Source organism: Rhizobium sp. BK619, assembly GCF_014195245.1.
Taxonomy (GTDB): domain Bacteria; phylum Pseudomonadota; class Alphaproteobacteria; order Rhizobiales; family Rhizobiaceae; genus Rhizobium; species Rhizobium acidisoli.
In genome coordinates this window covers 188,218-211,666 of the sequence record NZ_JACIBH010000015.1, presented here as the reverse complement: position 1 = coordinate 211,666, position 23,449 = coordinate 188,218, and the positions used below count along the sequence as shown (strand labels likewise).

22 protein-coding genes, 2 pseudogenes and 1 riboswitch are annotated in these 23,449 nt (G+C 60.2%); of the genes and pseudogenes, 4 read left to right on the top strand and 20 right to left on the bottom strand.

Annotated elements, in window-relative coordinates; translation table 11 throughout:
• Positions 1-292: 292 nt before the first annotated feature.
• The 14 genes from FHX14_RS27165 to FHX14_RS27100 all read right to left on the bottom strand — a co-directional run bounded on the left by FHX14_RS27165 (position 293) and on the right by FHX14_RS27100 (position 13,561).
• The gene (locus FHX14_RS27165; protein ID WP_184379982.1) at positions 293-853 is read right to left on the bottom strand and encodes a hypothetical protein; all 561 of its coding nucleotides are present in this window, start codon (positions 851-853) and stop codon (positions 293-295) included.
• 127 nt (positions 854-980) lie between these two features.
• On the bottom strand, positions 981-1,640 hold the full coding sequence (locus FHX14_RS27160) for a transcriptional regulator (RefSeq protein WP_184379980.1): 660 nt from the start codon (positions 1,638-1,640) through the stop codon (positions 981-983).
• A gap of 862 nt (positions 1,641-2,502) precedes the next feature.
• Positions 2,503-3,108: a thiamine phosphate synthase gene (locus FHX14_RS27155; RefSeq protein WP_168307252.1), complete on the bottom strand. Its 606-nt coding sequence runs from the start codon at positions 3,106-3,108 to the stop codon at positions 2,503-2,505.
• Positions 3,105-3,878: a thiazole synthase gene (locus FHX14_RS27150; RefSeq protein ID WP_184379978.1), complete on the bottom strand. Its 774-nt coding sequence runs from the start codon at positions 3,876-3,878 to the stop codon at positions 3,105-3,107. The genes FHX14_RS27155 and FHX14_RS27150 overlap by 4 nt, the downstream gene beginning before the upstream one ends.
• 1 nt (position 3,879) lies before the next feature.
• Positions 3,880-4,077, bottom strand: a complete 198-nt coding sequence (thiS, locus tag FHX14_RS27145; RefSeq protein ID WP_130824939.1) for a sulfur carrier protein ThiS — start codon at positions 4,075-4,077, stop codon at positions 3,880-3,882.
• On the bottom strand, positions 4,074-5,060 hold the full coding sequence (gene thiO, locus FHX14_RS27140; protein ID WP_184379976.1) for a glycine oxidase ThiO: 987 nt from the start codon (positions 5,058-5,060) through the stop codon (positions 4,074-4,076). Before thiO ends, thiS begins: the two co-directional genes overlap by 4 nt.
• 2 nt (positions 5,061-5,062) lie before the next feature.
• Positions 5,063-6,895 (bottom strand): phosphomethylpyrimidine synthase ThiC, encoded by a 1,833-nt coding sequence (gene thiC / locus FHX14_RS27135; RefSeq protein WP_184379974.1) that lies wholly within the window; start codon positions 6,893-6,895, stop codon positions 5,063-5,065.
• Positions 6,896-6,994: 99 nt separating this feature from the next.
• Positions 6,995-7,127, bottom strand: a riboswitch (TPP riboswitch).
• A gap of 72 nt (positions 7,128-7,199) precedes the next feature.
• Positions 7,200-7,664, bottom strand: a complete 465-nt coding sequence (locus FHX14_RS27130) for an aspartate 1-decarboxylase (protein ID WP_168325280.1) — start codon at positions 7,662-7,664, stop codon at positions 7,200-7,202.
• Between the two features lie 30 nt (positions 7,665-7,694).
• The gene (locus tag FHX14_RS27125; RefSeq protein WP_184379972.1) at positions 7,695-8,681 is read right to left on the bottom strand and encodes a beta-ketoacyl-ACP synthase III; all 987 of its coding nucleotides are present in this window, start codon (positions 8,679-8,681) and stop codon (positions 7,695-7,697) included.
• Complete coding sequence (locus FHX14_RS27120; protein WP_184379970.1) at positions 8,681-9,949, bottom strand: adenosylmethionine--8-amino-7-oxononanoate transaminase; 1,269 nt, start codon at positions 9,947-9,949, stop codon at positions 8,681-8,683. Before FHX14_RS27120 ends, FHX14_RS27125 begins: the two co-directional genes overlap by 1 nt.
• Complete coding sequence (gene bioD, locus FHX14_RS27115; protein WP_184379968.1) at positions 9,946-10,584, bottom strand: dethiobiotin synthase; 639 nt, start codon at positions 10,582-10,584, stop codon at positions 9,946-9,948. The genes FHX14_RS27120 and bioD overlap by 4 nt, the downstream gene beginning before the upstream one ends.
• On the bottom strand, positions 10,581-11,726 hold the full coding sequence (locus tag FHX14_RS27110) for an 8-amino-7-oxononanoate synthase (protein ID WP_184379966.1): 1,146 nt from the start codon (positions 11,724-11,726) through the stop codon (positions 10,581-10,583). The genes bioD and FHX14_RS27110 overlap by 4 nt, the downstream gene beginning before the upstream one ends.
• Entirely contained in the window at positions 11,723-12,700 is a 978-nt protein-coding gene (gene bioB / locus FHX14_RS27105; RefSeq protein ID WP_184379964.1) for a biotin synthase BioB, read from the bottom strand. Before bioB ends, FHX14_RS27110 begins: the two co-directional genes overlap by 4 nt.
• Positions 12,701-12,892: 192 nt before the next feature.
• Positions 12,893-13,561 (bottom strand): GntR family transcriptional regulator, encoded by a 669-nt coding sequence (locus FHX14_RS27100; protein WP_184379962.1) that lies wholly within the window; start codon positions 13,559-13,561, stop codon positions 12,893-12,895.
• An 891-nt stretch (positions 13,562-14,452) separates the two neighbouring features.
• Here FHX14_RS27100 and FHX14_RS33195 point away from each other — a divergent pair.
• Positions 14,453-14,737 carry a hypothetical protein gene (locus FHX14_RS33195; RefSeq protein WP_246713468.1) on the top strand — a complete coding sequence of 95 codons (285 nt, stop codon included), beginning with the start codon at positions 14,453-14,455 and terminating at the stop codon, positions 14,735-14,737.
• A 127-nt stretch (positions 14,738-14,864) separates the two neighbouring features.
• On the opposite strand, the pseudogene FHX14_RS33190 reads toward FHX14_RS33195, so the two are convergent.
• The 5 genes and pseudogenes from FHX14_RS33190 to FHX14_RS27075 all read right to left on the bottom strand — a co-directional run.
• Positions 14,865-15,002, bottom strand: a pseudogene (locus FHX14_RS33190) (LysR family transcriptional regulator); the annotation flags it as partial.
• A gap of 214 nt (positions 15,003-15,216) precedes the next feature.
• Entirely contained in the window at positions 15,217-17,403 is a 2,187-nt protein-coding gene (paoC, locus tag FHX14_RS27090) for an aldehyde oxidoreductase molybdenum-binding subunit PaoC (protein ID WP_184379960.1), read from the bottom strand.
• Positions 17,404-17,407: 4 nt separating this feature from the next.
• Positions 17,408-18,358, bottom strand: a complete 951-nt coding sequence (locus tag FHX14_RS27085; protein ID WP_184379958.1) for a xanthine dehydrogenase family protein subunit M — start codon at positions 18,356-18,358, stop codon at positions 17,408-17,410.
• Positions 18,355-18,999 carry an aldehyde dehydrogenase iron-sulfur subunit PaoA gene (gene paoA / locus FHX14_RS27080; RefSeq protein WP_348649269.1) on the bottom strand — a complete coding sequence of 215 codons (645 nt, stop codon included), beginning with the start codon at positions 18,997-18,999 and terminating at the stop codon, positions 18,355-18,357. Before paoA ends, FHX14_RS27085 begins: the two co-directional genes overlap by 4 nt.
• Positions 19,000-19,121: 122 nt before the next feature.
• A pseudogene (locus FHX14_RS27075) lies at positions 19,122-19,265 on the bottom strand (DUF1403 family protein); the annotation flags it as partial.
• 423 nt (positions 19,266-19,688) lie between these two features.
• Between FHX14_RS27075 and ligD the strand changes: the two are divergent.
• Positions 19,689-20,753 carry a non-homologous end-joining DNA ligase gene (ligD, locus tag FHX14_RS27070; protein ID WP_184379954.1) on the top strand — a complete coding sequence of 355 codons (1,065 nt, stop codon included), beginning with the start codon at positions 19,689-19,691 and terminating at the stop codon, positions 20,751-20,753.
• Between the two features lie 61 nt (positions 20,754-20,814).
• Positions 20,815-21,588, top strand: a complete 774-nt coding sequence (locus FHX14_RS27065) for an SOS response-associated peptidase (protein WP_184379952.1) — start codon at positions 20,815-20,817, stop codon at positions 21,586-21,588.
• 294 nt (positions 21,589-21,882) lie between these two features.
• On the opposite strand, the gene FHX14_RS27060 is transcribed toward FHX14_RS27065, so the two are convergent.
• On the bottom strand, positions 21,883-22,209 hold the full coding sequence (locus FHX14_RS27060) for a hypothetical protein (protein WP_184379950.1): 327 nt from the start codon (positions 22,207-22,209) through the stop codon (positions 21,883-21,885).
• A 313-nt stretch (positions 22,210-22,522) separates the two neighbouring features.
• Between FHX14_RS27060 and FHX14_RS27055 the strand changes: the two genes are divergently transcribed.
• Positions 22,523-23,146 (top strand): plasmid pRiA4b ORF-3 family protein, encoded by a 624-nt coding sequence (locus tag FHX14_RS27055; protein WP_184380041.1) that lies wholly within the window; start codon positions 22,523-22,525, stop codon positions 23,144-23,146.
• Positions 23,147-23,449: the final 303 nt, after the last annotated feature.

The following is a 23,449-nucleotide window of genomic DNA, read 5'->3' as shown; positions in this document are numbered from 1 at the left end:
CGTGTGAGGTTGTACAGGTCCGATGACGGGCGCGGATAAACGCCATGGGCTCAGACCGTGGATCCGCCGACAAAGGGGAAGTTCAATGCTATCCGAATTGACAAAAATCCTGATGCGATGGGCCACGAACCGGCACCGCTAATTTTGATCAGCCGGAATTCGAGTGTAGGCGCAGGTTGCCGCTTGTGGGCGCCTCGTTCGGCCAGAAGCTGCTTTTTCGGCCGAGCTTAAAAACGATGTGTGTTCGACCCGCTGCTCCAAGCCAGCGGTCCGGAGATGGATAAGGGCACATTCAGTGCTCGAACCGCTCCAGCATCCTCTTCAGTTGTGCATTCTGCAGCCGAAGCTTGCGCGCCAAGCGCTCCCGTAGCAGCCTGATTTCTTCGTCGAGGCAAATCGCATCGTCAAAAAAAGTGGGGACGGCTGGAGACGGTGGGAAGACGACCTCAACTCTTTCCGTTTTCTTAGCCCGTCTGCTGCGCTTTGGCGTTGCACTTTCGTCGGTCGGCGAGGGCTTTGGCGCGTCGTATGGGGCTTTATCGGCGTCCTTCGAAAAAGCAGGATCAGCCGCTTCAACGAGCCGGGCGCCTCCGATATCTACCGTGTCATCAACGCTGCTTGTAGCCTCGGAATGATCTTGGTCCGCTAACACCGCCTCGTGTTGATTGTAAGTGACGGGAGCTTCGTCGGCAAGACGCTCCACGGAGTTCGGCCCGTTGTCGCCGATCGTTTCCGTTGGCCGACCGGTGGTCAAGGCTACTTCCGGCTTCACCTCATCGGTCGAGGGTTGTTCTTGCCTCTGCTGCCGTCGGCGTGACACCAGCCGAGTAAGCAGTTTCCATGGAGACGCCATTTATTCGACCTCGATTTCTACCGCATGCAAGACTGCGAGCAAAAGCGTTGGCGGCGGGATAGCCGCGCCACAATGATCGTCCTAATAAACATGAGAATGCGGCCAGCGCTTGGTCGAATGCTGCCAATCAACCGAGGTTGAGCCGCTTTCGCAAGTCAGCATTTTCAGCACGAAGCTTCTCCGCCAGCAGCTTGCGCAGTTTCTGATTTTCCTCTTCCAGCTGCAGAAGATCCGCAAACTCGTCAACTGCCGCCACCGACGGTTCAGTCGCTGTCTGCACCGCCCTCGGAGCACGTTTATTAGGCGCACGTCTGGCGCTTGTCGCACCGTCGTCAGACTTTGCTTTACGTCCTCTCTTCTGCTTACCGGCTGTGGCATTCGAAGCCGCTGCCGATTGCACAGAAATGGCTGCTGAGGCCGTTTCAGGCACCACCTTCTTGGCGCGAGGTTTGCGCACCTTCTTCGGTACATCAGGCGCCGCGGCGGCCGGCGTGTCAGCTTTGGTCATCGTATCGTTTTCGTCGGCCATTATGGTCTCCTGTAAAGCCGATGCATTTGTCTCCTGCTCGATCGGCAGTGTCAACAACGGCCCTGCCTGCTCTCCAGGTAAAAGCATCGCGTCGCTGCTAGCGCGAGGCGCTGCCGAAAGAAATGGCATTGCCTCGTCTTGCAGATCTTGCGCAACGGACTTGAGATCCATGTCTCCCCAGATCGAGTTCGGGTTGGAATTGGCTTTTCGCCGTCCGGATTTGTATTCGACGGCAAAGCTGCGCTGGACTTTTTTCACGTGGGAGCCTTGGTTATGTGCGATGACGTTTCGGCGACGTCTTCAGCGTCGCAACATGCCCCTGCAAATAGCGACTACCGCGCCACCGGTCTAGCCCTGCGTCGCGGCCGGCCGCATGGTGACAGGAACCCGATACCGTCCAGAAGGTAGGACACAGCCATCGATCGCCGATGGTGCGGACAACTTTCTGATTACCTCCGCGGAAAGGTGATTGATGATGCGCGAATGGAGGTTAGCGTAAGTTGCGCCTTGATCGGCGGCACGTTCCAGGCGCGGAGAATTCTCCAATTCGCGTCCGCGGTCCAACATCAAGCCCCTCGCGAAGGCGACGGCGTTTCCAGTGGTCCAGGTCGTCTCGCCTGCCATGGCGAAGCGACCCTCTTCCCACTTCAGATCGATGACGACCTTGTCGATGACGCCGCCGAATTCGAACGGTCCCTTGTACTGCTCGGACGCAGCCTCTCCCGAGGCTCTTCGACGTCGAAACTCTCGGTCGCGCTGTTGCGGCCGGGACACGTGCTGAAGTGGGCATTGCCGACTCAGTTTCATTCACGAGCAGATGTCATCGAGAATGAGCACGGTCGCGCTATTTGCAGCGGACCGGCGAAGCTATCAGCGCCATGTGCCTGCGCCCCTATCAGCGCTTGTGGCCGCCCTTGTCGCCGTGCCCGGACTTGGGCACGTGTTTCACCTCATGGCGTGCGTCGGCGGAGAGCGGTGCGAGACATTGATGACAACGATCGGATTCTTGTTGCCGGTCAACTCGTACATTCGGTCGTAAAAAATGCAAGGGCTCGACCGACCATCCGCTGTATACCCGTGTGAGCTGAGGGCGCGCCACGGCGTCGTGGTGGCACCTTCCCTAACGCCACGGTGTCGTGCGTTCGATCCATTCGCGCGTCCGCGCTTCGGGATCGGCATTCAAGGTGATGTCGGTGACAACGGCCGCGGTGTCAGCGCTCGCGTCGAATACGCCCTGTAGCCTGTCGACATTCAACCCTCCGATCACCACCAGCGGCAACGGTGCGACACGCCTCTTCCAGTCTGTGATCCGTTCCAGACCTTGGGGCGTCCATTTCATCTGCTTGAGAATGGTGGGATAGATCGGGCCGAGCGCCACATAGTCAGGTTTCGCAGCCAAAGCCGTTTCGAGCTCCGCCTCATCATGTGTGGAAAGACCGAGTTTCAGGCCGGCTCTGCGAATGGCATCAAGGTCGGCTTCCACAAGATCTTCCTGGCCCAGATGGATGAAATCGCATCCCTCGTCGATCGCCAGTTTCCAGTAGTCGTTGACAACCAGCTGGCAATTCGCCGCTGCGCAAACGGCCTTAGAACGACGGATTTCCTGGCGCAGGATCTCGTCCGGGCGATCCTTCACGCGCAGTTGCACCAGTTTGACGCCCAGCGGCACGAGACGTTCGACCCAGTCGGCGCTATCGACGATGAGATAGAAGGGGTCGAGCTTCATGAGAAAACTGCCCTTCCGATGACGGGCGTGGATGGAACGGCCATGTCACGTGGCTCCAGCGGTACGGCGCCATGCGCGAGGCGGCCGGCATCGATGGCAAGGGCGAAGGCCTCGGCGATGGCGGCGGGATCGCCTGCGCCGGCAACGGCGGTGTTGAGAAGAACGGCATCATAACCGTACTCCATGACGGCGGCAGCATGAGACGGGCGGCCGATGCCGGCATCGACGATGAGCGGCACATCCGGAAAATGCGCCCGGAATGCCCGCAGCGCCATCGGGTTCACCGGTCCCATGGCGGAGCCGATCGGCGCGCACCAGGGCATCAGGATGCGGCAGCCGGCTTCCAGCAGCCTTTCGGCGACGACGAGGTCGTCGGTCGTGTAAGGGAAGACCTGAAAGCCCTCGCCGGTCAGAATGCGAGCCGCCTCGACAAGGCCGAAGACGTCGGGCTGCAGCGTATCGTGATGGCCGATCACTTCCAGCTTGATCCAATCGGTGCCGAAGACTTCGCGCGCCATCTTCGCCGTCAGCACGGCCTCTTGCACGCTGTGACATCCGGCCGTATTCGGCAGCACGCGCACGCCAAGCTCGCGGATCAGCTCGATGAAGGCGCCGCCCGCTTTGCCGCCGACGGTTTCGCGGCGAAGCGAAACGGTGACAATCTCCGTCTTCGAGCGCCTCACCGCCTCTGCAAGGACAGCTGGAGACGGATAGCGGGCTGTTCCGAGCAGCAGGCGGGAGTGGACTTCAACATCATAAAGTTTCAGCATCTCAGCCTCCTTGCATGGGTGAGAGAATTTCGATGCGGTCGCGTTCGCCGAGCTTGAAATCGGCGCGGTCCTCGCGGTGCACCAACTCGCCGTTCACCGCGGTTGCCAGCCATCCGCCTTCGTAGTCCAGAGCGAGAAGAAGATCTGCGAGCGTCGTGGCCGCGACCTCCTGTTCCTCGCCATTGATGATGAAGGTCATGACGCTCTCCTTACCGATTTCTTGCCTTCTTCAAGAAGAAGCCGCGCCACCTCGCCTGCCATGGCCGGCGCCAGCAGAAAACCGTGGCGGTAGAGGCCATTGACATGAAAGGTGCGCCCCTCCTGCGTCACACGCGGCAGATTGTCGGGATAAGCCGGCCGAACGCCCGCGCCGGTTTCCGTAACCCTTGCCTCGCCGAACACAGGATTGAGCGTGTAGGCGGCATTCAGCAACTCCATCAGCGAACGCGCGGTAATCGGGCCGGTATCATCACTTTCGATCATCGTCGCCCCGATCATGAAGCGATGTCTTTCGCGCGGCACGATATAGATCGGGTGGCGCGGATGCAGCAGGCGAACGGGACGAGAGAGCGTTATCTCGCGCGTTTCGACGCAGAGCATCTCTCCGCGAACGCCGCGCAATCCGGGCAGCTGGCCGATCTGGGCAGCTCCGGTGCAGTCGATCACCCGATCATAATGGGCAACGTCAGCATTGTGCGTGACGCCGAATGTCAGACGCATGCGTGCTTCCTCGAGCCCGGAGGCCAGCCCCGAGAGTGCCTGTCGCGGATCGAGATGCGCTTCATGTCGAAAGAATAGTGCGCTACGGAAACGGCCTGCGAGATCAGGTTCGAGAGCCGCGATCGCCTGCTCGTCCAGCCATTCCCATCCGCCCGTCCGTCGGGAAAAGCGGTCAAGTTCGCCGGCATCGCGCCCGGCCGCCACGACAAGTGTTCCCCGGCGATGGACATGGCCGGGCAATGCCGCCTCCCACCAATCGGCGGCAAGACGGCCGAGCGCCAGTACCGGCTCCTCTGCGCTTTCCCGTTCGCACCATGGCGCCAGCATGCCACCGGCAAAGCCGGAAGCGCCGGCCCCGACCTTGTCGGCATGTTCAGTGACACTGACCCGGAGACCGTGCCGGTAGAGCTGCCAGGCAACGGTGAGGCCGGCAACGCCGGCCCCCTTGACGAGAATGTGCATCGTCATTCTCCGGTTGGCGTTTTCGCCGCTTCGGCGACCGGCATGTAAAGATCGCCGCCATTGCGGTATTTGGCGGCCATGGCTTCCAGGCCCTCCTTCTGCGCTTCGGCGCGGATGTCGTGGGAAATCCGCATCGAGCAGAATTTCGGGCCGCACATGGAGCAGAAATGCGCCACCTTGTGCGCCTCCTTTGGCAGTGTCTCGTCATGCATCGAACGCGCCGTCTCCGGATCGAGCGAGAGGTTGAACTGGTCCTCCCAGCGGAACTCGAAACGGGCGCGCGACAGCGCGTCGTCACGCACCTGGGCCGCCGGATGGCCTTTGGCGAGATCGGCCGCATGTGCGGCGATCTTGTAGGTGATAACGCCCACCTTGACGTCGTTGCGGTCCGGCAGGCCGAGATGTTCCTTGGGCGTCACGTAGCAGAGCATGGCGGTACCGAACCAGCCGATCATCGCAGCCCCGATGCCGGACGTGATGTGGTCGTAGCCCGGCGCGATATCGGTGGTTAACGGTCCGAGCGTATAAAAGGGCGCCTCGCCGCAGACCGCAAGCTGCTTGTCCATGTTTTCCTTGATCTTGTGCATCGGCACATGGCCGGGACCTTCGATCATCACCTGGCAATCCTTCGCCCAGGCGATTTTCGTTAACTCGCCGAGCGTTTCCAGTTCCGCAAACTGCGCCGCATCATTGGCATCAGCGATCGATCCCGGGCGCAGGCCATCACCGAGCGAGAAGGAAACGTCGTAAGCGCGGCAGATGTCGCAGATCTCCTCGAAATGCTCGTAGAGAAAACTCTCCCTGTGGTGGTGCAGACACCACTTGGCCATGATCGAGCCGCCGCGGGAAACAATGCCGGTGACGCGGTTGACGGTGAACGGGATATAGGCGAGCCGCACGCCGGCATGGATGGTGAAGTAGTCGACACCCTGCTCGGCCTGCTCGATCAGCGTGTCGCGATAGACCTCCCAGGTGAGGTCCTCGGCAATGCCGTTTACCTTTTCGAGTGCCTGGTAGAGCGGCACGGTGCCGATCGGCACGGGCGAATTGCGGATGATCCAGTCGCGGATGTTGTGAATGTTGCGGCCGGTCGACAGGTCCATGACCGTATCGGCGCCCCAGCGGATCGCCCAGACCATCTTCTCGACCTCCTCCGCCATCGACGAAGTGACGGCGGAATTGCCGATATTGGCATTGATCTTCACCAGGAAATTCCGGCCGATGATCATCGGTTCGGATTCGGGATGGTTGATATTGGCGGGAATGATTGCCCGGCCTTCCGCGACTTCGCGCCGAACGAATTCCGGCGTCACGAAATCCGGCACATGGGCGCCGAAACTTTCGCCGTCGCGGATGAGCGGCTCGCTGGCCGCCTGCCGGCCGAGGTTCTCGCGGATGGCAACGAATTCCATCTCCGGCGTGATGATCCCGGCTCGCGCATAGGCGAGCTGGGTGACGGCCCTGCCCGCCTTTGCCTTGAAAGGCTGGTTGCGGATCGGGAATTCCGGCGTCAGGTGGCTGCCGGACACGAAGCCGTTGTCCTCCGGCCTGACGATGCGGCCCTCATAGGCCTCGACATCGCCGCGGGCGACAATCCAGCTTTCGCGCAGGCGCGGCAGGCCGGCATCGATACTGATCGCGGCGCCTTCTACCGTATAGGGACCAGAGGAATCGTAGACGGTGACCGGCGGTTCGCCGGAGGTCGGATGCAATGCGATCTGACGCATCGGCACGCGGATGTCCGGGTGGATCGTTCCAGCTTTGAGGACTTTCGTGGAGGCGGGAAGCGGGCCGGTAGTGACGACCGGGGTGAGCTTGGTGGTTGCGATATTCATGGTTCGAGGCTCCAAGGTTTGACGTTTGGAGACCCAGTTCCAGAGTTGGAATGATGGAAGAACACGTCGGAATCCGAAGAACGGAATCCCGCCCTCGCCGCCGCAGCGCTCGCACCGTCCCTACGCCAGTATGAACTGGATCAGGTTCAACGGGTCACTGCGCCTCGGCCGGCCAAAGCCGATCCGACCAGCAGTATCTCAGCCCCTTGGCGGGACCCCCCTGGTGAATAGGTTTAAGCTATTGTGAGAAATGGTGCTCCGTCAAGCCCTGGGGCACCATTCCAGAACCCAATTCCCAACCGCGTTACGAAGATCGGCTCGATGTCAGTGCCGCTGGAAATCCGTAGTCATTATTGGCAAGTTCGGTGGTAACCGACATGTCGGGAGAGCCGTCCGCTCGGCGAAAGACCTCGTAAGTAATTCTGTCGACAATCTCATTGCCGGCGCCGAACACCAAGACGCGCGGCCGCAGCTTTATGATCTCATCGAACTCGCAAAAGACGCTGGATGCGATAATAATCTCATCGCCTTGCTGGCATGTGCGAGCGGCCGCACCGTTGAGAATGCAGCACTTGCAGCCGGGATCACCATAGAGCACGTAAGTGCTGATTCTGGCCCCGGACATCTTGTTCCAGATTTCCACATATTCCAGCGGTTTCAGGCCGACCTCCCGGCAGAAGTCCGCGTCGATGGTAATCGACCCATGGTAGTTCAGCTTTGAGGCCGTCACTCGAATGCCATGCAGCTTCGCGCCCACGTATTTTTCCAATTTGTGCTCCTTCCAGATTCGACATTGTGGTTACATGCGACAGACCGCAGCGCCGCCCATGAGGCCAGCCCCGGCGGCAGTCAGCAACAGTGCCTCGCCCTCCGCGAAACGCCGCTCGGCATTGGCTATCGAGAGGGAAAGCGGGATGGTGGCGGCGGACGAATTCCCGAAGCGCTCGATCGTGCGGATGGTTTTTTCCGGCGCGATGCCGAGGTTGCCCGAGACGGCGTCGAATATGCGCGCGTTGGCCTGGTGCGGCACGAACTGGTCGACATCCGATGCGGCAATCCCCGCCTCTTCAAGCGCCCGCTTCGAGGTTTCGGTCATCAGGGCGACGGCGCGGGAGAAGACGTCACGGCCGTCCTGCATAGTCATCAGGAAATCCTCGGGCCTTAGCTCAGGAGAGAATGGCCGGTTGCTGCCGCCAGCGGGAATGTTGATCAGGCCATAGCCGCTACCATCCGATGCGAGATCGGCGGCAAGGAGGCCGCTTCGCCCGTTCGTGCTCGGCGCCAGCACGACGGCGCCGGCCGCGTCCGCAAACAGCACTGCACTTGCCCGCTCGGCGGGATTGATGCGGCGGCTGAGGATATTGGCGGCGACCACCAGCACGGCGCGGCCATGGGCGCGGACGAAACCATCCGCCAGGGTGAGTGCGTAGAGAAAGCCCGAACAGGCGCCGGCCAGATCGATCGCGCCGGACCGTTCGAGGCCCAACCGGTGGGCCAGCAGCGGCGCCGAGGGCGGCATGAGATGGTCCGGCGTCGAGGTCGCAAGCAGCGTCAGCGCGATCTCGCTTTGGGCAATTGCAGCATCGTCGAGCGCAATTCGTCCGGCTTTCGCGGCAAGGCCGCTCAGGGTCTCGCCGTCTTCGGCCCAGTGGCGTGTGCGGATGCCGGTGCGGCGTTCTATCCAGCCTGTTTCGAGACCCAGGCGCGCCTCGATCTCGGCATTGTCGACACGCCGCGCCGGCACGGCATGCCCGAAGCCAACCATGCGGGAGGAGCGGCCAGACATCAGCCCACACTCCCAAGAACGATCGAGGCGACATCGTCGATGGCGTCATAGGCGCGGCCGAGCTCGTCCGCCGTCACGCAATAGGGTGGCATCAGGTAGATGACATTGCCGAGCGGACGGATCAGCAGCCCACGCTCACGGAACAACCGCCGCATGCGCGGGCCGGCCTCGGCGAGATAACCGCTCGCGGGTGCGACGAGGTCGAGCGCAGCAATCGTCCCGGCCTGCCGGATATTGGAGAAGCGCGTATCGCCCTCAAATCGCCGGAGCTTCTGACGATGCAGCGCTTCGAGATTTTCGATCCGTTCAACGACCGGTTCGTGGCGCCAGATGTTGAGATTGGCGACAGCGGCTGCGCAAGCGATCGGGTTCGCTGTATAGGAGCTGGAATGGAAGAAGGTCTTGCGCCTGTCGGTGGAGAGGTGGGCGTCGAAGATATCGCTGGTGCAGAGAGTGGCTGCGAGCGGCAGGGCGCCGCCGGTCAACCCCTTGGACGTGCACAGGATATCGGGTGTGATGCCGGCCTGCTCGGAGGCGAACATCGTCGCCGTCCGGCCCCAGCCGGTCATTACTTCATCGGCGATCAGCAGACAGCCATGTCGTTCGGCGATTTCCTTGAGCCCGGCAAGCACCCCGGCATCATAGATCTTCATGCCGCCCGCCCCCAGCACCAGAGGCTCGATCACAAGGGCTGCGACGCGGCCCGAACGGCAGAAGCTCTCGAACATATCAAGCGACTGCTGCTCATGACCTGTTTGCGGGAAGGCGAGCCGGTCGACGCCGAAGAGCAACGGTTCATAGGCGGCATTAAACACGCAGCGTTCGCCGATTGACATCGTGCCGATCGTGTCGCCGTGATAGCTTTGCTCCATCACCACGATCCGGTCGCGTGGTCTGCCGATGTTGTGGAAGTAGCCGAGCGCCATTTTGAGAGCCACCTCGACCGAGGTCGACCCGCTGTCGGAATAGAAGACATGCTTCAATCCCGCCGGCGCGACCTCGATCAATCCCCCGGCCAGTCGTTCGGCAGGCTCGTGCGAGAATTCGGCGAAGATGACCTGGTCATAGGCCTCTGTCGCCGCGCGAATCGCCGCCATGATCGCCGGATGCCGATGGCCATGTGTGATGACCCACCAGGACGAGATCGCATCGAGAAGGCGATTGCCGTCCTCGTCGATCAGATAGGCGCCCTCGGCCGAGACGATGCGTTTCATCGGCGGTTCGAGCCCATGCTGGGTGAACGGGTGCCAGACGGTGGAGCGGTTCATGCAGACACCTGCGTAAAGGAAGCGAGATCGAAACTGTCGCGGAACGCTTGGCGAAGTCCGTCGGCAGTGACGTTCTGAAGCCAGGGCAGCCGGCCGAGCGAGCGGACACCCCCCATCTTGACGATGATGCGCTGCGTTTCCTCGTTCTGCTCACCAATGAAGACGATGCCGAACACCGGAATGTTGCGATGTTTCAGTGCTTCGAGCGAGAGCAGCGTATGGTTGATCGTGCCGAGCAAGGTCCTGGCACAAAGGATGACCGGAATCTGCCAGTGGGCAAATATATCGGCGAAGACGAGGTCGTCCGAGAGCGGCACGAGCAGCCCTCCTGCCCCCTCGATCACCAGTGGCCGCTCGATCACCGGCGGCACAAGCCTCTCCGGATCGATCGCAACGCCAGCCAGCCGGGCCGAAAGATGCGGCGAGGCAGGCGTGGCGAGGCGATAGGCTTCCGGCAGGATGCGCGCACGCGGCACGCCGCCGAGCCGCGCGACAGTCTCGCTGTCGGTCTCGTCTTCGAGCCCCGCCTGGACGGGCTTCCAATAATAGCCATCGAGCGCGCCGGTCAGGGCGGCGGCAAAGACTGTCTTGCCAATACCCGTATCGGTACCGGAGACAACGAAGCGCGGCATCATGACCTCTCCTCCTCGATCGCGGTCGCCAGCCGTTGCACCATGTCCGCAATCTGCTCTTCGTCGACATTCAGCGTGATGGAAATCCTCAGCCGCGCCGTCCCCTCCGGCACGGTCGGCGGCCGGATCGCCCTGATGTCGTAGCCTTCGGCCCGCATGCGGTCGGCGATCCGGAGCGAGCGGGCATTGTCCCCGATCATCACCGGCAGGATCTGCGAACCGCTGGGACTGATGCCGAGCCGGGAGGACAATTGTTCGCCGGCGAAATTTTTGAGGTGCTCCAGCCGCATGCGCCGCTCCGGTTCGTCGGCGACCATGCGCAAGGCTTCGCGCACGCCAGCCGCCATCAGCGGCGAGGGAGCGGTCGAATAGATGAAATTGCGCGCACGGTTGATCATATAATCGGCGAGGACATAAGGCAGGCCGAGAAGCGCACCGGAGACGCCGAGCGCCTTGCCGCAGGCATGCAGCACCACGACATTGCCGCGGCTTTTGACACCTGACGCAAGGCCGCGGCCGCTGGGCCCGAGCACGCCGGTGGCATGGGCTTCGTCGACGACAAGGAAACCGTCGTGCCAATCGGCGAGATTGGCAAGATCAGCGACCGGCGCCTGGTCTCCATCCATGGAATAGAGGCTCTCGACCGCGATCCAGGGACGCCCCTTCCCGCCGGCTTCGCGCCAGCGACGGATCGCCTGTTCGAAGGCCTCGACATCATTGTGTGGCACGGCAACCGCCTGCGCCTTGCTGGCCGAGATGCCGTCATGGGCGCTGGCATGGATCAGCGCGTCATGGACGATCAGGTCGTCGCGATGCGGGAGCGTGGAGAAGAGCGCCACATTGGCCGCAAATCCGCTGCCGAAATAGAGGACCTTCTCAACCCCGAAGAACGCGGCCGCCTGCGCTTCGAGTGTTTCGTGTTCGGCGTGATTGCCCCGGAGCAGCCGCGAACCGCCGGCGCCGGCCGGCACGCCCCTGTCGATCGCAGCCGATATCGCTGCCTTCACGCCGGGGGCATTGGCGAGCCCGAGATAATCGTTGGAGGTGAAATCCACGCCTTGGTGCGGGGTGAGCGCGCGTCTCCGCGATCGGCGCTCAAGGCCGGCCAATGTCGCTTCGTAGCTGGCGAGCGCTGGCGAACTCAAGCCGACGGCTCCAGTTCCATCGGCTTCAGCCCCAGCCGACGGAAGAGGGCCGCATCATGATCCTCGCCTGGATTGTCGGCCGTCAGCAGCGTATCGCCGACGAAGATGGAATTCGCCCCAGCGAAAATGCAAAGGGCCTGCGTTTCTTCGCTCATCTCGGTGCGGCCGGCCGAAAGGCGGACATGCGAGCGCGGCATCAGGATACGGGCGAGCGCAATGGTCCGGACGAAGTCGATCGGATCGACCGGCGTGGCATCGGAGAGTTTGGAGCCGGGGATCGGAATCAACATGTTGATCGGCACGCTTTCCGGTGGTGTCGGCAGATTGGCGAGCGTCACCAACATCGAAATACGATCTTCGACCGTCTCGCCCATGCCGAGGATGCCACCCGCGCAGACCTTGATCCCGGCATCGCGGACATTGGCGAGCGTTGCCAACCGGTCCTCGAAAGTGCGGGTGGTGATGATCTCCGAATAATAGCGCTCGGAGGTATCGACATTGTGGTTGTAGTAGTCGAGGCCGGCCTCGGCGAAGCTTTCGGATTGCTCCGGCGTCAACATGCCGAGCGTCATGCAGGTTTCCATCCCCAGTGCTTTCACGCCCTCGACCATCGCCACTAGAGCTTCCATGTCGCGCTCTTTGGGATTGCGCCACGCGGCGCCCATGCAGTAGCGTGTCGCGCCACCTTGCTTTGCCTTCTGCGCCTCGCCAAGCACGCGCTCGACTTCCATTAGCTTCGAAGCCTTGAGACCCGTCGGATAGTGGGCGGACTGGCTGCAATAGCCGCAATCCTCGACACAGCCACCAGTCTTGATCGACAGCAGCCGGCTCATCTGAATGGCATTCGGATCAAAGTGCGCGCGATGAATTTGGTGGGCACGAAAGAGAAGATCATTGAACGGCAAATTATAGATAATTTCCGCCTCGCCGATTGAGATGAGAGCACCGGGCGGTGGCGTCACATTATCCGTCATCAATCACCTTCAGCATTCAATAGATAGAAGATAGTTTTATCTATAATTCTGCGAAAGGCAGGACTTTGCAATAGCCATTTACGCGAATGCTGATCCGGGTAGCAACGGGAAGTAGAATAGACGGAAGTGAGAGGTTTTCCGTCGACACACGTCCGGCCTCAAATCGATGACAAATTAAGCTCGGGCTTTACCTCAGCCCTCTATGGCAAATGCCTCGCCCGTTGCACCGGAGGCATACTGGATCGGCTTTTGGCCAATCCTCTGCACATGCCGATCCAGCACGACAATGGCTTGCTCGATTTTGCCCTTACGCAGATGATCGAGAATGGCATGATGATCGACATCAACCCGTGGCGTCCATCCGCCGCGGCCGCTCACAAACAGAAGTCGCGATCCGACCGTATGTAGATCATCGATCGCCGCGAGCAGGCGCGGCATGTCACAAGGTGCGAGCAACAGCCTGTGGAACCGGCGGTTCTCATCGTCCCATTCGCGGATATTACTCGCACGATCACCGGCAACCATCGCCGTTTCGGCCTGGCTGAGGATGAACGGAGTGAGATGCGGCGCGGCATGGCGGAGCGCAAGTCCCTCCAGGACAGAACGCATGCGAGCGACCTCCTGAACCTCGGCCAGCGAAAATGACGCGACCCGCACACCACGGCGCGCCTCACTCACGGCGAGTCCTTGCGCCTCCAGACGACGGAAAGCCTCCCGCACTGGCACGTGGCTGGTGCCGAATTCTTCAGCAATGTGATCCTGCCTAAGCCGACTACCAGGCTCCAGCGCACCTGTGATGATACGGTCGGCGAGAATGCGGCTGATTCGATTGGCGATCGTGTCTTCGGTGATCGTGGTCATGTTTTACAGATAATTTCATGAAGCGGCGCTGTCGAGGTCATAAGCAACTCAAGATTATCTAACGAACAGGTCGGGGAATGGCGATTGAAAAGATTCCGCAACCCTACTCCGGCAGGAACGGTCCCGATATCGAGGCGGAATTCCTGGCCGACATGGGGTCGGAACAAGAGCAGGGCGAAATCGTACGCTAAGGGGAACGGGGCGCGAACTCACGCGGCACGCCTTAGCCCAGCCGGAAGGCGGAGCGCTCGGAATCCGTTCGGCATCTGATGTTCCGCATCCCAGGTGTAGATGCCGGTAAGGTTGATATGTTCCCAACTCAGTGGCGAGCTGTGCTTCAGCAATTTTCCTGATCAACATTCCGATCGGACTGATCGGTCTGGCCATGATCCTCCGCACTCGGTAGCAGGTCCCAGAAACGATACGCGCTCGCTTGATCTGCCTGGACAGGCAGCCGCCATCATTGCACTCGCATCGCTCGCAACAGCGCTGACCATCCGCGGATTCTCGTGACCCTTACCGTAGCCATCTTCGCCGCCATGGTCTTCATCCTGATCGAGGAAGCCGGGCACCAATGCTGCCGTTGTCATTCTCCTCCAGTCCTGCTTTCTCAATCGTTTCGCTCACCGGCATTATCGTCAACTTCGCCTATTATGGCCTGATCTTCGGGTTCAGCCTGTTCTTCCCAACTGGAGCAGCATCTTTCGCCGCAGGAGACCGGCATCGCCGTCCTGCCCATGACCATTGTTCTCATGGTCATGAACATCATCGCAGGCCGATTGATCACACGCCTTGGCGCACGCCGGCTCATGGTGTTCGGCCTCCTTCTGGCAGCGGTTGGATACCTTCTCCTACTTCCCGTCAGTGTCAGCGTCGTACTGGCGACTGGTCGTGCCGATGCTAATGGCGGCAAGCGGCATCGCGCTGATGGTGCCGACGATGACAAATGTAACGCTCTCCTCGGTCGAACCATCACGAGCCGGCATCGCGTCAGGTGTTCTCAACACGGCGCGGCAAGTCGGCGGCATGCTCGGCGTCGAGACGTGCGGCTATTTCGTACGAGATACGGCATCCACCGCGTTCATGCATGGCATGCATCTCTCGCTCATCGTCGCGGTAGTGGTGCTGTTTCTCGGCGCGGCGCTCTCGTTCTTCTGTCTCGACCGGGAGCGTTGAAACAAAAACAGGCGCCTTAGCGCGCCTTACTGCAATCGGTAGGGCTGGCAAGGCCGCGCCTGACGATGATGATCACTATGTCTGCGCTGTAGCCCCGAAATCCGACGTTCTCGCAGTGCCCTCCGATTTAATCCCGACCATCGTTACTTACAAAATCGATGAACGCGCGTAGCGGCTGGGCCATCTGGCGGCGGCTCGGATAGTAGAGGTAGAAGCCGGGAAAAGGCGGGAACCAGTTGGCCAGCAGGTGGACCAGCCGTCCTGCGGCCCCTTGGTCGCACACCGGATGTTTCTTTGGCGCGTCTTTCCACTGAGGTCCATGCTTCAACCCGTAAATAATCCCACTGACAACACGCCGGTCATTGACGCGAGGGATATCGTGCGCCAGCGCGAAATACGGCCTGATCCGGCCGGATGACGAGCAACGGGTAGATATCTGAACCTCGCTCTTCGCGAGGCGGCACGATCCTAGTTGAGCCTCACCCGACAGCCGGAAGCCTGTCTATCATGCGATCCAGTGTTATCGGATAATCCCGAACGCGAATGCCCGTCGCATTATAAGCGGCATTGGCGATCGCGGCAGCTACACCGCAAATCCCGAGCTCGCCAACACCTTTGGCTTTCAGCGGTGTCGACGACGCGTCGGTAGTATCCAGAAAGATCACCTCCTGATGCGGGACATCAGCGTGAACCGCCACTTCGTAACCGGCGAGGTCGTGATTGACGAAGTAGCCGCGGCCGAGGTCCGTCGCGAGCTCCTCCGAAAGTGCCGCGCCGATCCCCATCGTCATTCCACCGATAACCTGGCTGCGAGCGGTGGTGGGATTCAAGATGCGGCCGGCATCGCATACCGCGAGCATACGCCGAACACGGACTTCACCGGTGCCGATATGGACGCCGACTTCTACAAAATGCGCGCCAAATGTGGCGAGCACCATGGACTTTTTGAAGTCGCCAAAGGTAATCGTGTCTTCGGCGACCAGCTCTTCATCAGGTGCGACGTCAGAGAGAGGAACTGACCTTGTGGCGGTTTGAACATTGCCACCCTCGAACCGTGGATTGTCCAGTCCAAGTCGTTTGGCGATCGTTTCCTGGAGAGCAAGGCAGGCCGCATATACACCCGCGGTCGAACTCGCTGCGCCAAATTGACCCCCAGATCCTGAGGCCACCGGGAAGGCACTGTTTCCGAGCCGCACTTCTATTGCTTCCATCGGTAAACCCATGGTTTCTGCTGCGGTTTGGGCGATGATCGTGTACGAACCCGTGCCGATATCCGTCATATCGGTCTCGACAATTAAACGACCGGCCTTAAGCCGCACACGCGCTCCGGAGTCCAGTGTCGGTCCTCCCCGGTAGGCGCCAGCCATGCCGTGACCGATCAACCACATGCCCTCACGCTTCTTACCCGGAGACCTATTACGACCGTCCCATCCGAAGGACTCAGCACCACGTTCAAGGCACTCAACAAAATGTCGCTCGGAAAACGGTATCTTGGGGTCGCTCGGGTTAACCTGGGTATCGTTGAGGACGCGGAACCGAACCGGATCCATGCCGAGTTTCTCTGCCATCTCATCCATGGCGATTTCCAGCGCCATAAGACCCGACGCCTCACCTGGCGCACGCATGTCAGAGGCTTCGGGAAGGTTCATATCGACCAAGTGATGGATAATCCGACGGTTGGCTCCAGCATAGAAGAACGGCGTTTGCGCCGTCGCGTCTTCGCCCCTGCCGCCGGGCAGAGTGTGCGACGCGACTTCATGCCAAATGCCGATGAGGCGGCCGCCCGTATCCGCAGCCAAGCGGATGCGCTGCACTGTGGCAGATCGATGCGTGGTGTTGTTGATCATCATAGGGCGCGGGAGCGCAAGTTTGACCGGTTGGCGCGCAGCGCGAGACCCCACCGCAGCGAGAACCTCATCGGCGCGAAGCCAGAGCTTGCCGCCGAAGCCGCCGCCGATGTATGGGCTTTCGACACGAATTTTATCTTTATCGATTCCAAATGTAGTTGCCAGGGAATCCCGGTTCCAGTTGATCATCTGGTTCGAGGTCCATACTGTAAGTCGGTCGCCGTCTGACCAATCAACGATAGACGCGTGCGGCTCCATCATTGCGTGGCTATGCGACGGCGTGTGATAAAGCTCGTCCGTGACAACGGCAGCATTCCGGAAGGCAGCCTCAACATCGCCTACATCGGTCGTCGGTTTTCCAGAGCCCTGAACCAGCCTGAAGACAGCATCCAGGTCATAGTCGCCCTCTTCGATCTCGTAGCTGGTTTTGATCAGGGCGGCAGCGGAGCGGGCCTGTTCGAAGGTCTTGGCCACGACCACGGCGATCGCCTGATGGTAGTGCTGCACCTCGTTTCCGCCGAACAATCGTGCAACGTTGTAGAAACCGAGCGGTAGGGGTTCCATTTCCAGCGTTGTAACGACCGCGACAACTCCGGGAGCCGCGCGCGCCGCCGTGGTATCCATGGACGTGATGCGGCCTTTGGAAATCGTCGACCCAAGCGGATAGCCAACGAGCTGGTTGTTTACGACATCATGGCGCTCATAGGCATAGGGTGCGCGACCCGTCACCTTCAGACGTCCTTCAATCCGTTGATGCGGCTTCCCGATGATGGTTGCTTGGTCGAAAATATTCTGATCGGCGGGCTGGTTAAATTCCATCGTCTCACTCCTCGGAAAGCATGGCGGACAAAGTCCGCTCTGCCAACGTGATCTTGAACGCGTTTTCTTCGGTGGGACGTGCTCCCTCGAGCAGTCGCGCCATGACGGCGCGCGCACCATTTGGGAGCTCCGCGTCAGCTTCGGCACGACGCCATGGCTTGGGTGCGACCCCGCCAAGTGCCACCCGACCGCTCCCGTCGGGTTGGCGAATGAGCGCAACCGAAACCAGAGCAAATGCGTAGGACGCACGGTCGCGTGCCTTGTGATACGTCTGGCGGCCGCCTACCGGAGCCGGAAGCATTACCGAGGTGATCAGTTCGCCCGGCATCAACACCGTCTCTTTATCGGGCGTATCACCCGGCAGGCGGTGAAGCTCTTCCATGGGAATGCGACGGGTAACGCCTGTGGATGTTACTGTCTCAACCACCGCATCGAGGACGCGTAGCGCGACCGCCATATCCGACGGATGTGTTGCGATGCAGGCATCGGAGGTGCCGATGATTCCAAGCTGCCGGGAAAACGCGCCTTGGCTCAATGCCGCACAGCCCGAACCTGGGTTCCGCTTGTTGCAGGGCTGCGCTGTATCGTAAAAATACGGACAGCGTGTTCGCTGTAGAAGATTGCCGGCGGTTGTCGCCTTGTTGCGCAACTGTCCAGAAGCACCCGCGACAAGTGCTCTGGTCAGGACGCCGTAGTCGCGCCGTACTCGTGCGTGGGCCGCGAGATCAGTGTTGAGCACAAGTGCTCCGATGCGCAGACCGCCCTCAGTGGTTTCGGTTATCTTGTCGAGAGCTAGGTCATTGACGTCGATCAAATGGACGGGGGTCTCGATCTCAAGCTTCATGAGATCCAGCAGATTGGTGCCGCCAGCGATAAATCTGGCGCCTGGCACCTGTGCTGCACGAGATGCTGCCGCCACTGGATCGGCAGCTTTTTCGTAGGAAAACGCTCTCATGCCTGCTCCTCCGCGACTTGGGTGATTGCGGCGAGAATGTTGGCGTAGGCGCCGCATCGACAGATGTTTCCCGACATACGCTCGCGGATCTCAGCATCGGTTACTTTGATCAAAGCTGTCAGGTCCTGGGTGACATGGCTTGGAATGCCAGCACGGATTTCATCCAGGACGGCTTTGGCCGACGCTATTTGCCCGGGTGTGCAGTAACCACATTGGAATCCGTCGTGCTCCAGGAAGGCGCTTTGCATCGGATCCAAGTTATCCGGCCCTCCAATTCCCTCGATCGTCGTAACCTCGTCGCCACTATGCATGACAGCGAGGCTAAGACAGGAGTTTACCCGGCGGCCATTCACTGTAACGGTGCAGGCGCCACACTGCCCATGATCGCAACCCTTCTTTGTCCCCGTCAGCCGCAGGTGTTCGCGCAGTGCATCGAGCAAAGTCGTGCGGTTATCGAGCTGAAGCTGTTCTTGTTTGCCGTTGACAACCAGCGAAACGTTCGACTGCTCTGCACCAACAGGTGCTGCTGAGTTGGACTGTTGAGCGCTAGCGCTACGAGGCAAGTGAACAGCAATGGCCGCTGTAGCACCGCCGGCAAGGAATGTTCGGCGGCGCAATTCATATTCGATCGGTGTGCTCACGAAAGATCCTCCAGTCCGGGGTGAATGGGCCTTGCGTAGCTTAAGCGCAAAACCGCAAACTATAACCCCCCGTTCGCTCATAAGGCTTATTAACCCTGCTCACGAAAGCTTCAGTTGCTTTGAACCGGCTCGGCGCCTTTAGTCCTGACCGTCGGCGCAACCGCCAGTAGCCGGGACGCCCATCGATCGATGTGCACGGGGGAGCGAAGTGCGGTATCGATGCCATCGACCAGCGCCAGGCAGATCGCTTTCGGATAGGCCGGCTCATGGCGTGTGTGATACCCTGTTACCGGCTTAATAACCGGCGCCAACGGTTCCACTATTTCGATTTTCGCGGCGTTCCCTTTCAGTTGGCGCCGGCGGCCCGGACGTGCGGAATGTTGCACGCACGGACGCACCACCAAGCACTGCACTGGGCCGCCGTTCACCTGCATCCCGAGCGGACTTAAAGCTCCTACGCCCAAATGACGCGACTGCGCTCGACAAGGAGGGGCCTTAGGCCAGCCGGAACACCACCCGGGAATATTATCCTGAACATTAGGAAACTGAAGAATACTCAGGAGAATCAGGAGGGTAGCGGCTGGAGGTTTTTTCCGGAGCGTCTGCGAGCGCTACTCCCTTTGTGTGAATTGCTGGGACAAGTCGGCATCGTCACAGTGTCTTTAAGATTTTTCTGCTGAACTGTTGGCATGACCAAGCCTCCGAGATCAAAACCCCTCCTTGGTGACGCCGAGGCTCCGATCCGCACAAAGCCGCGCAGGAAGCGCAATCTCGCCCAACCGCAGCTCCCTTTCGATCCCATGCCAGATCGCGTCGAACCCGCGCTAGCGCAACTGAAGGCCTATCCGCCAACGGGAGATGAGTGGAGCTGGGAGCTGAAATGGGACGGTTATCGCCTTGCGGTCCATATCGAGCCGCAAGGGATCCGTATCCTCACCCGTGGCGGCCATGACTGGACGCACCGGTTTCCGGCGATAGAGCAGGCCGCCCGAGCGCTCGGGCCGGCGACGATGATCATCGATGGCGAAGCCGTCGTGCTCGACGAAGAGGGCCGGCCGGATTTCGGGCTACTGCAGCAATCGCTGGGCGCATCCGGCAAACAGGCTGGCAACCGTGCATCCGACGCCGTCCTTTACGCTTTCGATCTCATGTACCTTGATGGCCACGATCTGCGCGGTGTCGAATACCGGTCCCGCAGACACCTTCTCGAGGACACGTTAAACGGCCTCAAGAATGATCAAGCCGGCGCCGTCAGGCTATCGGAAACACTCAATGCCGAACCAACGGTCCTGCTGGAGCACGTCTGCCGCCTCGGCCTGGAAGGCATCGTCGGCAAGCATCTTGATCAGCCATATCGTTCCGGCCGGACCGGGGATTGGGTAAAAGTCAAATGCGTCCAGAGCGAGGCCTTCTTCATCGTCGGCTATGAGAGGTCGACGGCATCCCCTGCCGGCTTCGGCTCGTTGGTGCTCGCCGCCTACCGCGATGGCGATCTCGTAAACGTCGGAAGCGTTGGCACAGGCTTCAGGCAAGCCGAGGCGATCCGATTGCGGAAGATGCTGGACACGCTTCGATGGAAGCGAAAGCAGCCGCCCCTTCCCTATTTTGGAAGTGCCGATATTGTCTGGGCCGAGCCGACCCTGATTGCTGAGATCGAGTTTCGCGCCTGGACGACCGACGGAAAACTGCGCCATCCGTCCTACAAGGGCTTGCGCGAACCGCAGGACAATGCCGACGTCTTCCGGCTCGACTAGCGAAATCAGCGCCATGCGTTAGATTGTCGTCCATTCGAGCTCGGCGGAGTGGATATCCAGCATGTGCAACTTGTATCGCATGGAAGACAGGGACTGGGTCGCCAAATGGGCCCAAGATGCCGAAAGCCTGATCAACCTGATGCCGGCCTACCAGATGAACCCCGATCAGATGGGGCCGATCGTCCGCAACGCCGCCGACGGACAGAAACAGCTGGTCCATGCGCGCTGGGGACTTCCCTCGCCGCGCTTCGCCCTTGAGAAGGCGGCCAAAGCCAAGGCCGAGAAACTTGCCGCCAAGGGCAAGGTCTTCGATCTCGAACAACTGATCCGCATGGAGGCCGACCGCGGCACGACCAACGTGCGCAAGCTCAGTTTTCCGCACTGGAAACGATGGTTCGGCGTCGAAAACAGATGCCTGGTTCCGGTCACCAGTTTCGCGGAGCCGGATCCGGCCAGCCAGCAAGATGGCGGCAACGTGCCGAATGCCTGGTTCGCCCGCGACGAGCAGAAGTCGCTGATGTTCTTTGCCGGTCTCCATGTGCCGCAATGGCTGAGTGTCCGAAAGGTCAGGGACGGCCTGACCACCGACGATCTCTACGGGTTTTTGACCACAGATCCCAACGACCTGGTGAAGCCGATCCATGAGAAGGCGATGCCGGTCCTGCTGCTGACGAAGGATGAGACGGACATCTGGATGCGGGCGCCCTGGGATGAAGCCAAAGAGCTCGCCCGTCCGCAACCGGATGACGCGCTGATCATTTCCTCACGCGAACCGTACGGATCGACGATCGTGTCGAAATCCGGAGAGCCTGTCGAACAAGGCAGCCTGCTTTGACGCCTGAACTCAGAGCTTGAATGTATTTGAAAACGAAAAAGCCTGCCGCGGGAGGAGGTGCGGCAGGCTTCTCGAAAAATTGAACAACGGCTGGGAGGAGGAGTGCCGCTGTTCCGTCAGGCGCCCCTTGGGAGGAGGAGCGGGTCGCCTGAGACACGAAGCTCTGCGGGAGGAGGTGCATTGCTTCGTTGAGGTGAAGATATCAGAGGCTGCCTCGACGGCCAGCGCTCAGATCGCAGTGCAGCCATGCACTTTCTGCAACGCAATATAGATCCTGTGCTTATTTTTCGGCCATTATGGTCGAGGTGCCGCCTTCTCTCTGCTGGGCTCGAAACTGAGAACAAATTCGACCACCTTGGCGGAGGACATTTCGCACGGCTTCAGTATCGACCCCGATCCAGCCAATCGATAAAGGTTGAAGCTGACAATATCGGTTCCGCTAAGCTCCTCGCCATACAGCCAGGTTCGTTTGCCATCCTCCGACCGCTTGACGGTCACGCCCCATGGTCGATTACCAAAATGTCCATCGACATAGCCGTCCGGCAATTTCGCTAACGCGTCGTCGAACGTCGCCTGGATTGATGGAAAAGTTTTGCCGCCGGCGGTCATGGTGCCAGGCATTCGTCGCAGATCCCGCAGCCATCATCATCCATGCGCGAGGCCGGACGTGACCTTCGACAGCACGGACATGTTGTTGCATCCGACGCACACGTTTCATCGCGGTCCGGCGGAAGAATTTCAATATAGAATTCCGACAGCATTTCGGCCGCGTTTCGATCCATGGCGATGCTCCAGTTGGGGTTACACCAGAGATAGTAAGCTTCGAGGGCTGGACAAGCCGGCAAAGATGCCGTGAAGAACGATCCAGTTCGAATACGGTGTCACAATTGAGCGCCTTCTTGACGATCGCTGCCTGACCTTGTTCATTCGTGCCATGTTCAAACCCGCAAACGCCGTGCAAGTCAGAGTTTCCATGGATGAGATCAAGCCGGACGTTTGGCGCCGATTGGTCCTGCCGGTGCATTGGAACCTGGAGCATCTGCATCTCGGTATTCAGGCCGCATTCAACTGGTGGAACTATCACCTCTATGAATTCCGCATTGGTGGGCTGCGGTATGGGGAAGTCGAGACCCTAACGGAGGATGCGACCGATGACGATCCTCGGGTCTTCGATCAGAGAGAGGTTCGCTTGCTGGACTTCGAGCAAGGTGCCGTCTTCAGTTACCACTATGATTTCGGGGATGGCTGGCGGCACACCGTTGCGGTCGAGGAGTTCTTGACGCTCGCCGCTACGCCCAAACACGGGAGCTGCGTCGCCGGCGAAAGGGCGCGACCGCCCGAAGATGTTGGTGGAGTATCGGGATATGAGCGGTTCCTGGAGATCGTCGCAGACGGGGAAGATCCCGAATATGTCGAAACCATTCGGTGGTGCGGTGGCTATTTTGATTCCGAATGGTTCGACCTGTCGATGGTGGATAAGGATGTTCGCAACGCTCTGCGCTCAAACGTCAAACGCCGTCTGTATCAGCCGAAACCGAAACCAGTCCCGAAGAAATGATTAAGTGCAGGTTCGAGTTGGGCGTCTTGATGAAATCCGAGCCCACACCCAACTGCTCACAGAGGGGGCTCAGTTCAGATTGCACATCCAGGTAACCTCGCCCGGCCATGGAGGAACGACCAATTGGGGCCATGAGCCGTCTGTCGGCTTTCGGGGTCGGAAACGCGTTAGCTGCTGCACCGCACAGGCGGACGCGGATGACAGCTTCCGAGTGCTCATAGACACGCTATCCTACAACCAAGCCGTTGCCGGTAGGAGGCCGGAGATAACCTGCCCGTGATCCTGGGCGCACACAGTGCCCGC

What these genes read in the sequence shown, in the direction of transcription:
- FHX14_RS27165 (WP_184379982.1), bottom strand. Translation starts at nt 853, where the DNA reads ATGGCGTCTCCATGGAAACTGCTTACTCGGCTGGTGTCACGCCGACGG.
- FHX14_RS27155 (WP_168307252.1), bottom strand. Translation starts at nt 3,108, where the DNA reads ATGAAGCTCGACCCCTTCTATCTCATCGTCGATAGCGCCGACTGGGTC.
- FHX14_RS27150 (WP_184379978.1), bottom strand. Translation starts at nt 3,878, where the DNA reads ATGCTGAAACTTTATGATGTTGAAGTCCACTCCCGCCTGCTGCTCGGA.
- thiS (WP_130824939.1), bottom strand. Translation starts at nt 4,077, where the DNA reads ATGACCTTCATCATCAATGGCGAGGAACAGGAGGTCGCGGCCACGACG.
- thiO (WP_184379976.1), bottom strand. Translation starts at nt 5,060, where the DNA reads ATGCACATTCTCGTCAAGGGGGCCGGCGTTGCCGGCCTCACCGTTGCC.
- thiC (WP_184379974.1), bottom strand. Translation starts at nt 6,895, where the DNA reads ATGAATATCGCAACCACCAAGCTCACCCCGGTCGTCACTACCGGCCCG.
- FHX14_RS27125 (WP_184379972.1), bottom strand. Translation starts at nt 8,681, where the DNA reads ATGTCTGGCCGCTCCTCCCGCATGGTTGGCTTCGGGCATGCCGTGCCG.
- FHX14_RS27120 (WP_184379970.1), bottom strand. Translation starts at nt 9,949, where the DNA reads ATGAACCGCTCCACCGTCTGGCACCCGTTCACCCAGCATGGGCTCGAA.
- bioD (WP_184379968.1), bottom strand. Translation starts at nt 10,584, where the DNA reads ATGATGCCGCGCTTCGTTGTCTCCGGTACCGATACGGGTATTGGCAAG.
- bioB (WP_184379964.1), bottom strand. Translation starts at nt 12,700, where the DNA reads ATGACGGATAATGTGACGCCACCGCCCGGTGCTCTCATCTCAATCGGC.
- FHX14_RS27100 (WP_184379962.1), bottom strand. Translation starts at nt 13,561, where the DNA reads ATGACCACGATCACCGAAGACACGATCGCCAATCGAATCAGCCGCATT.
- paoC (WP_184379960.1), bottom strand. Translation starts at nt 17,403, where the DNA reads ATGGAATTTAACCAGCCCGCCGATCAGAATATTTTCGACCAAGCAACC.
- FHX14_RS27085 (WP_184379958.1), bottom strand. Translation starts at nt 18,358, where the DNA reads ATGAGAGCGTTTTCCTACGAAAAAGCTGCCGATCCAGTGGCGGCAGCA.
- ligD (WP_184379954.1), top strand. Translation starts at nt 19,689, where the DNA reads ATGACCAAGCCTCCGAGATCAAAACCCCTCCTTGGTGACGCCGAGGCT.
- FHX14_RS27065 (WP_184379952.1), top strand. Translation starts at nt 20,815, where the DNA reads ATGTGCAACTTGTATCGCATGGAAGACAGGGACTGGGTCGCCAAATGG.
- FHX14_RS27060 (WP_184379950.1), bottom strand. Translation starts at nt 22,209, where the DNA reads ATGCCTGGCACCATGACCGCCGGCGGCAAAACTTTTCCATCAATCCAG.
- FHX14_RS27055 (WP_184380041.1), top strand. Translation starts at nt 22,523, where the DNA reads ATGTTCAAACCCGCAAACGCCGTGCAAGTCAGAGTTTCCATGGATGAG.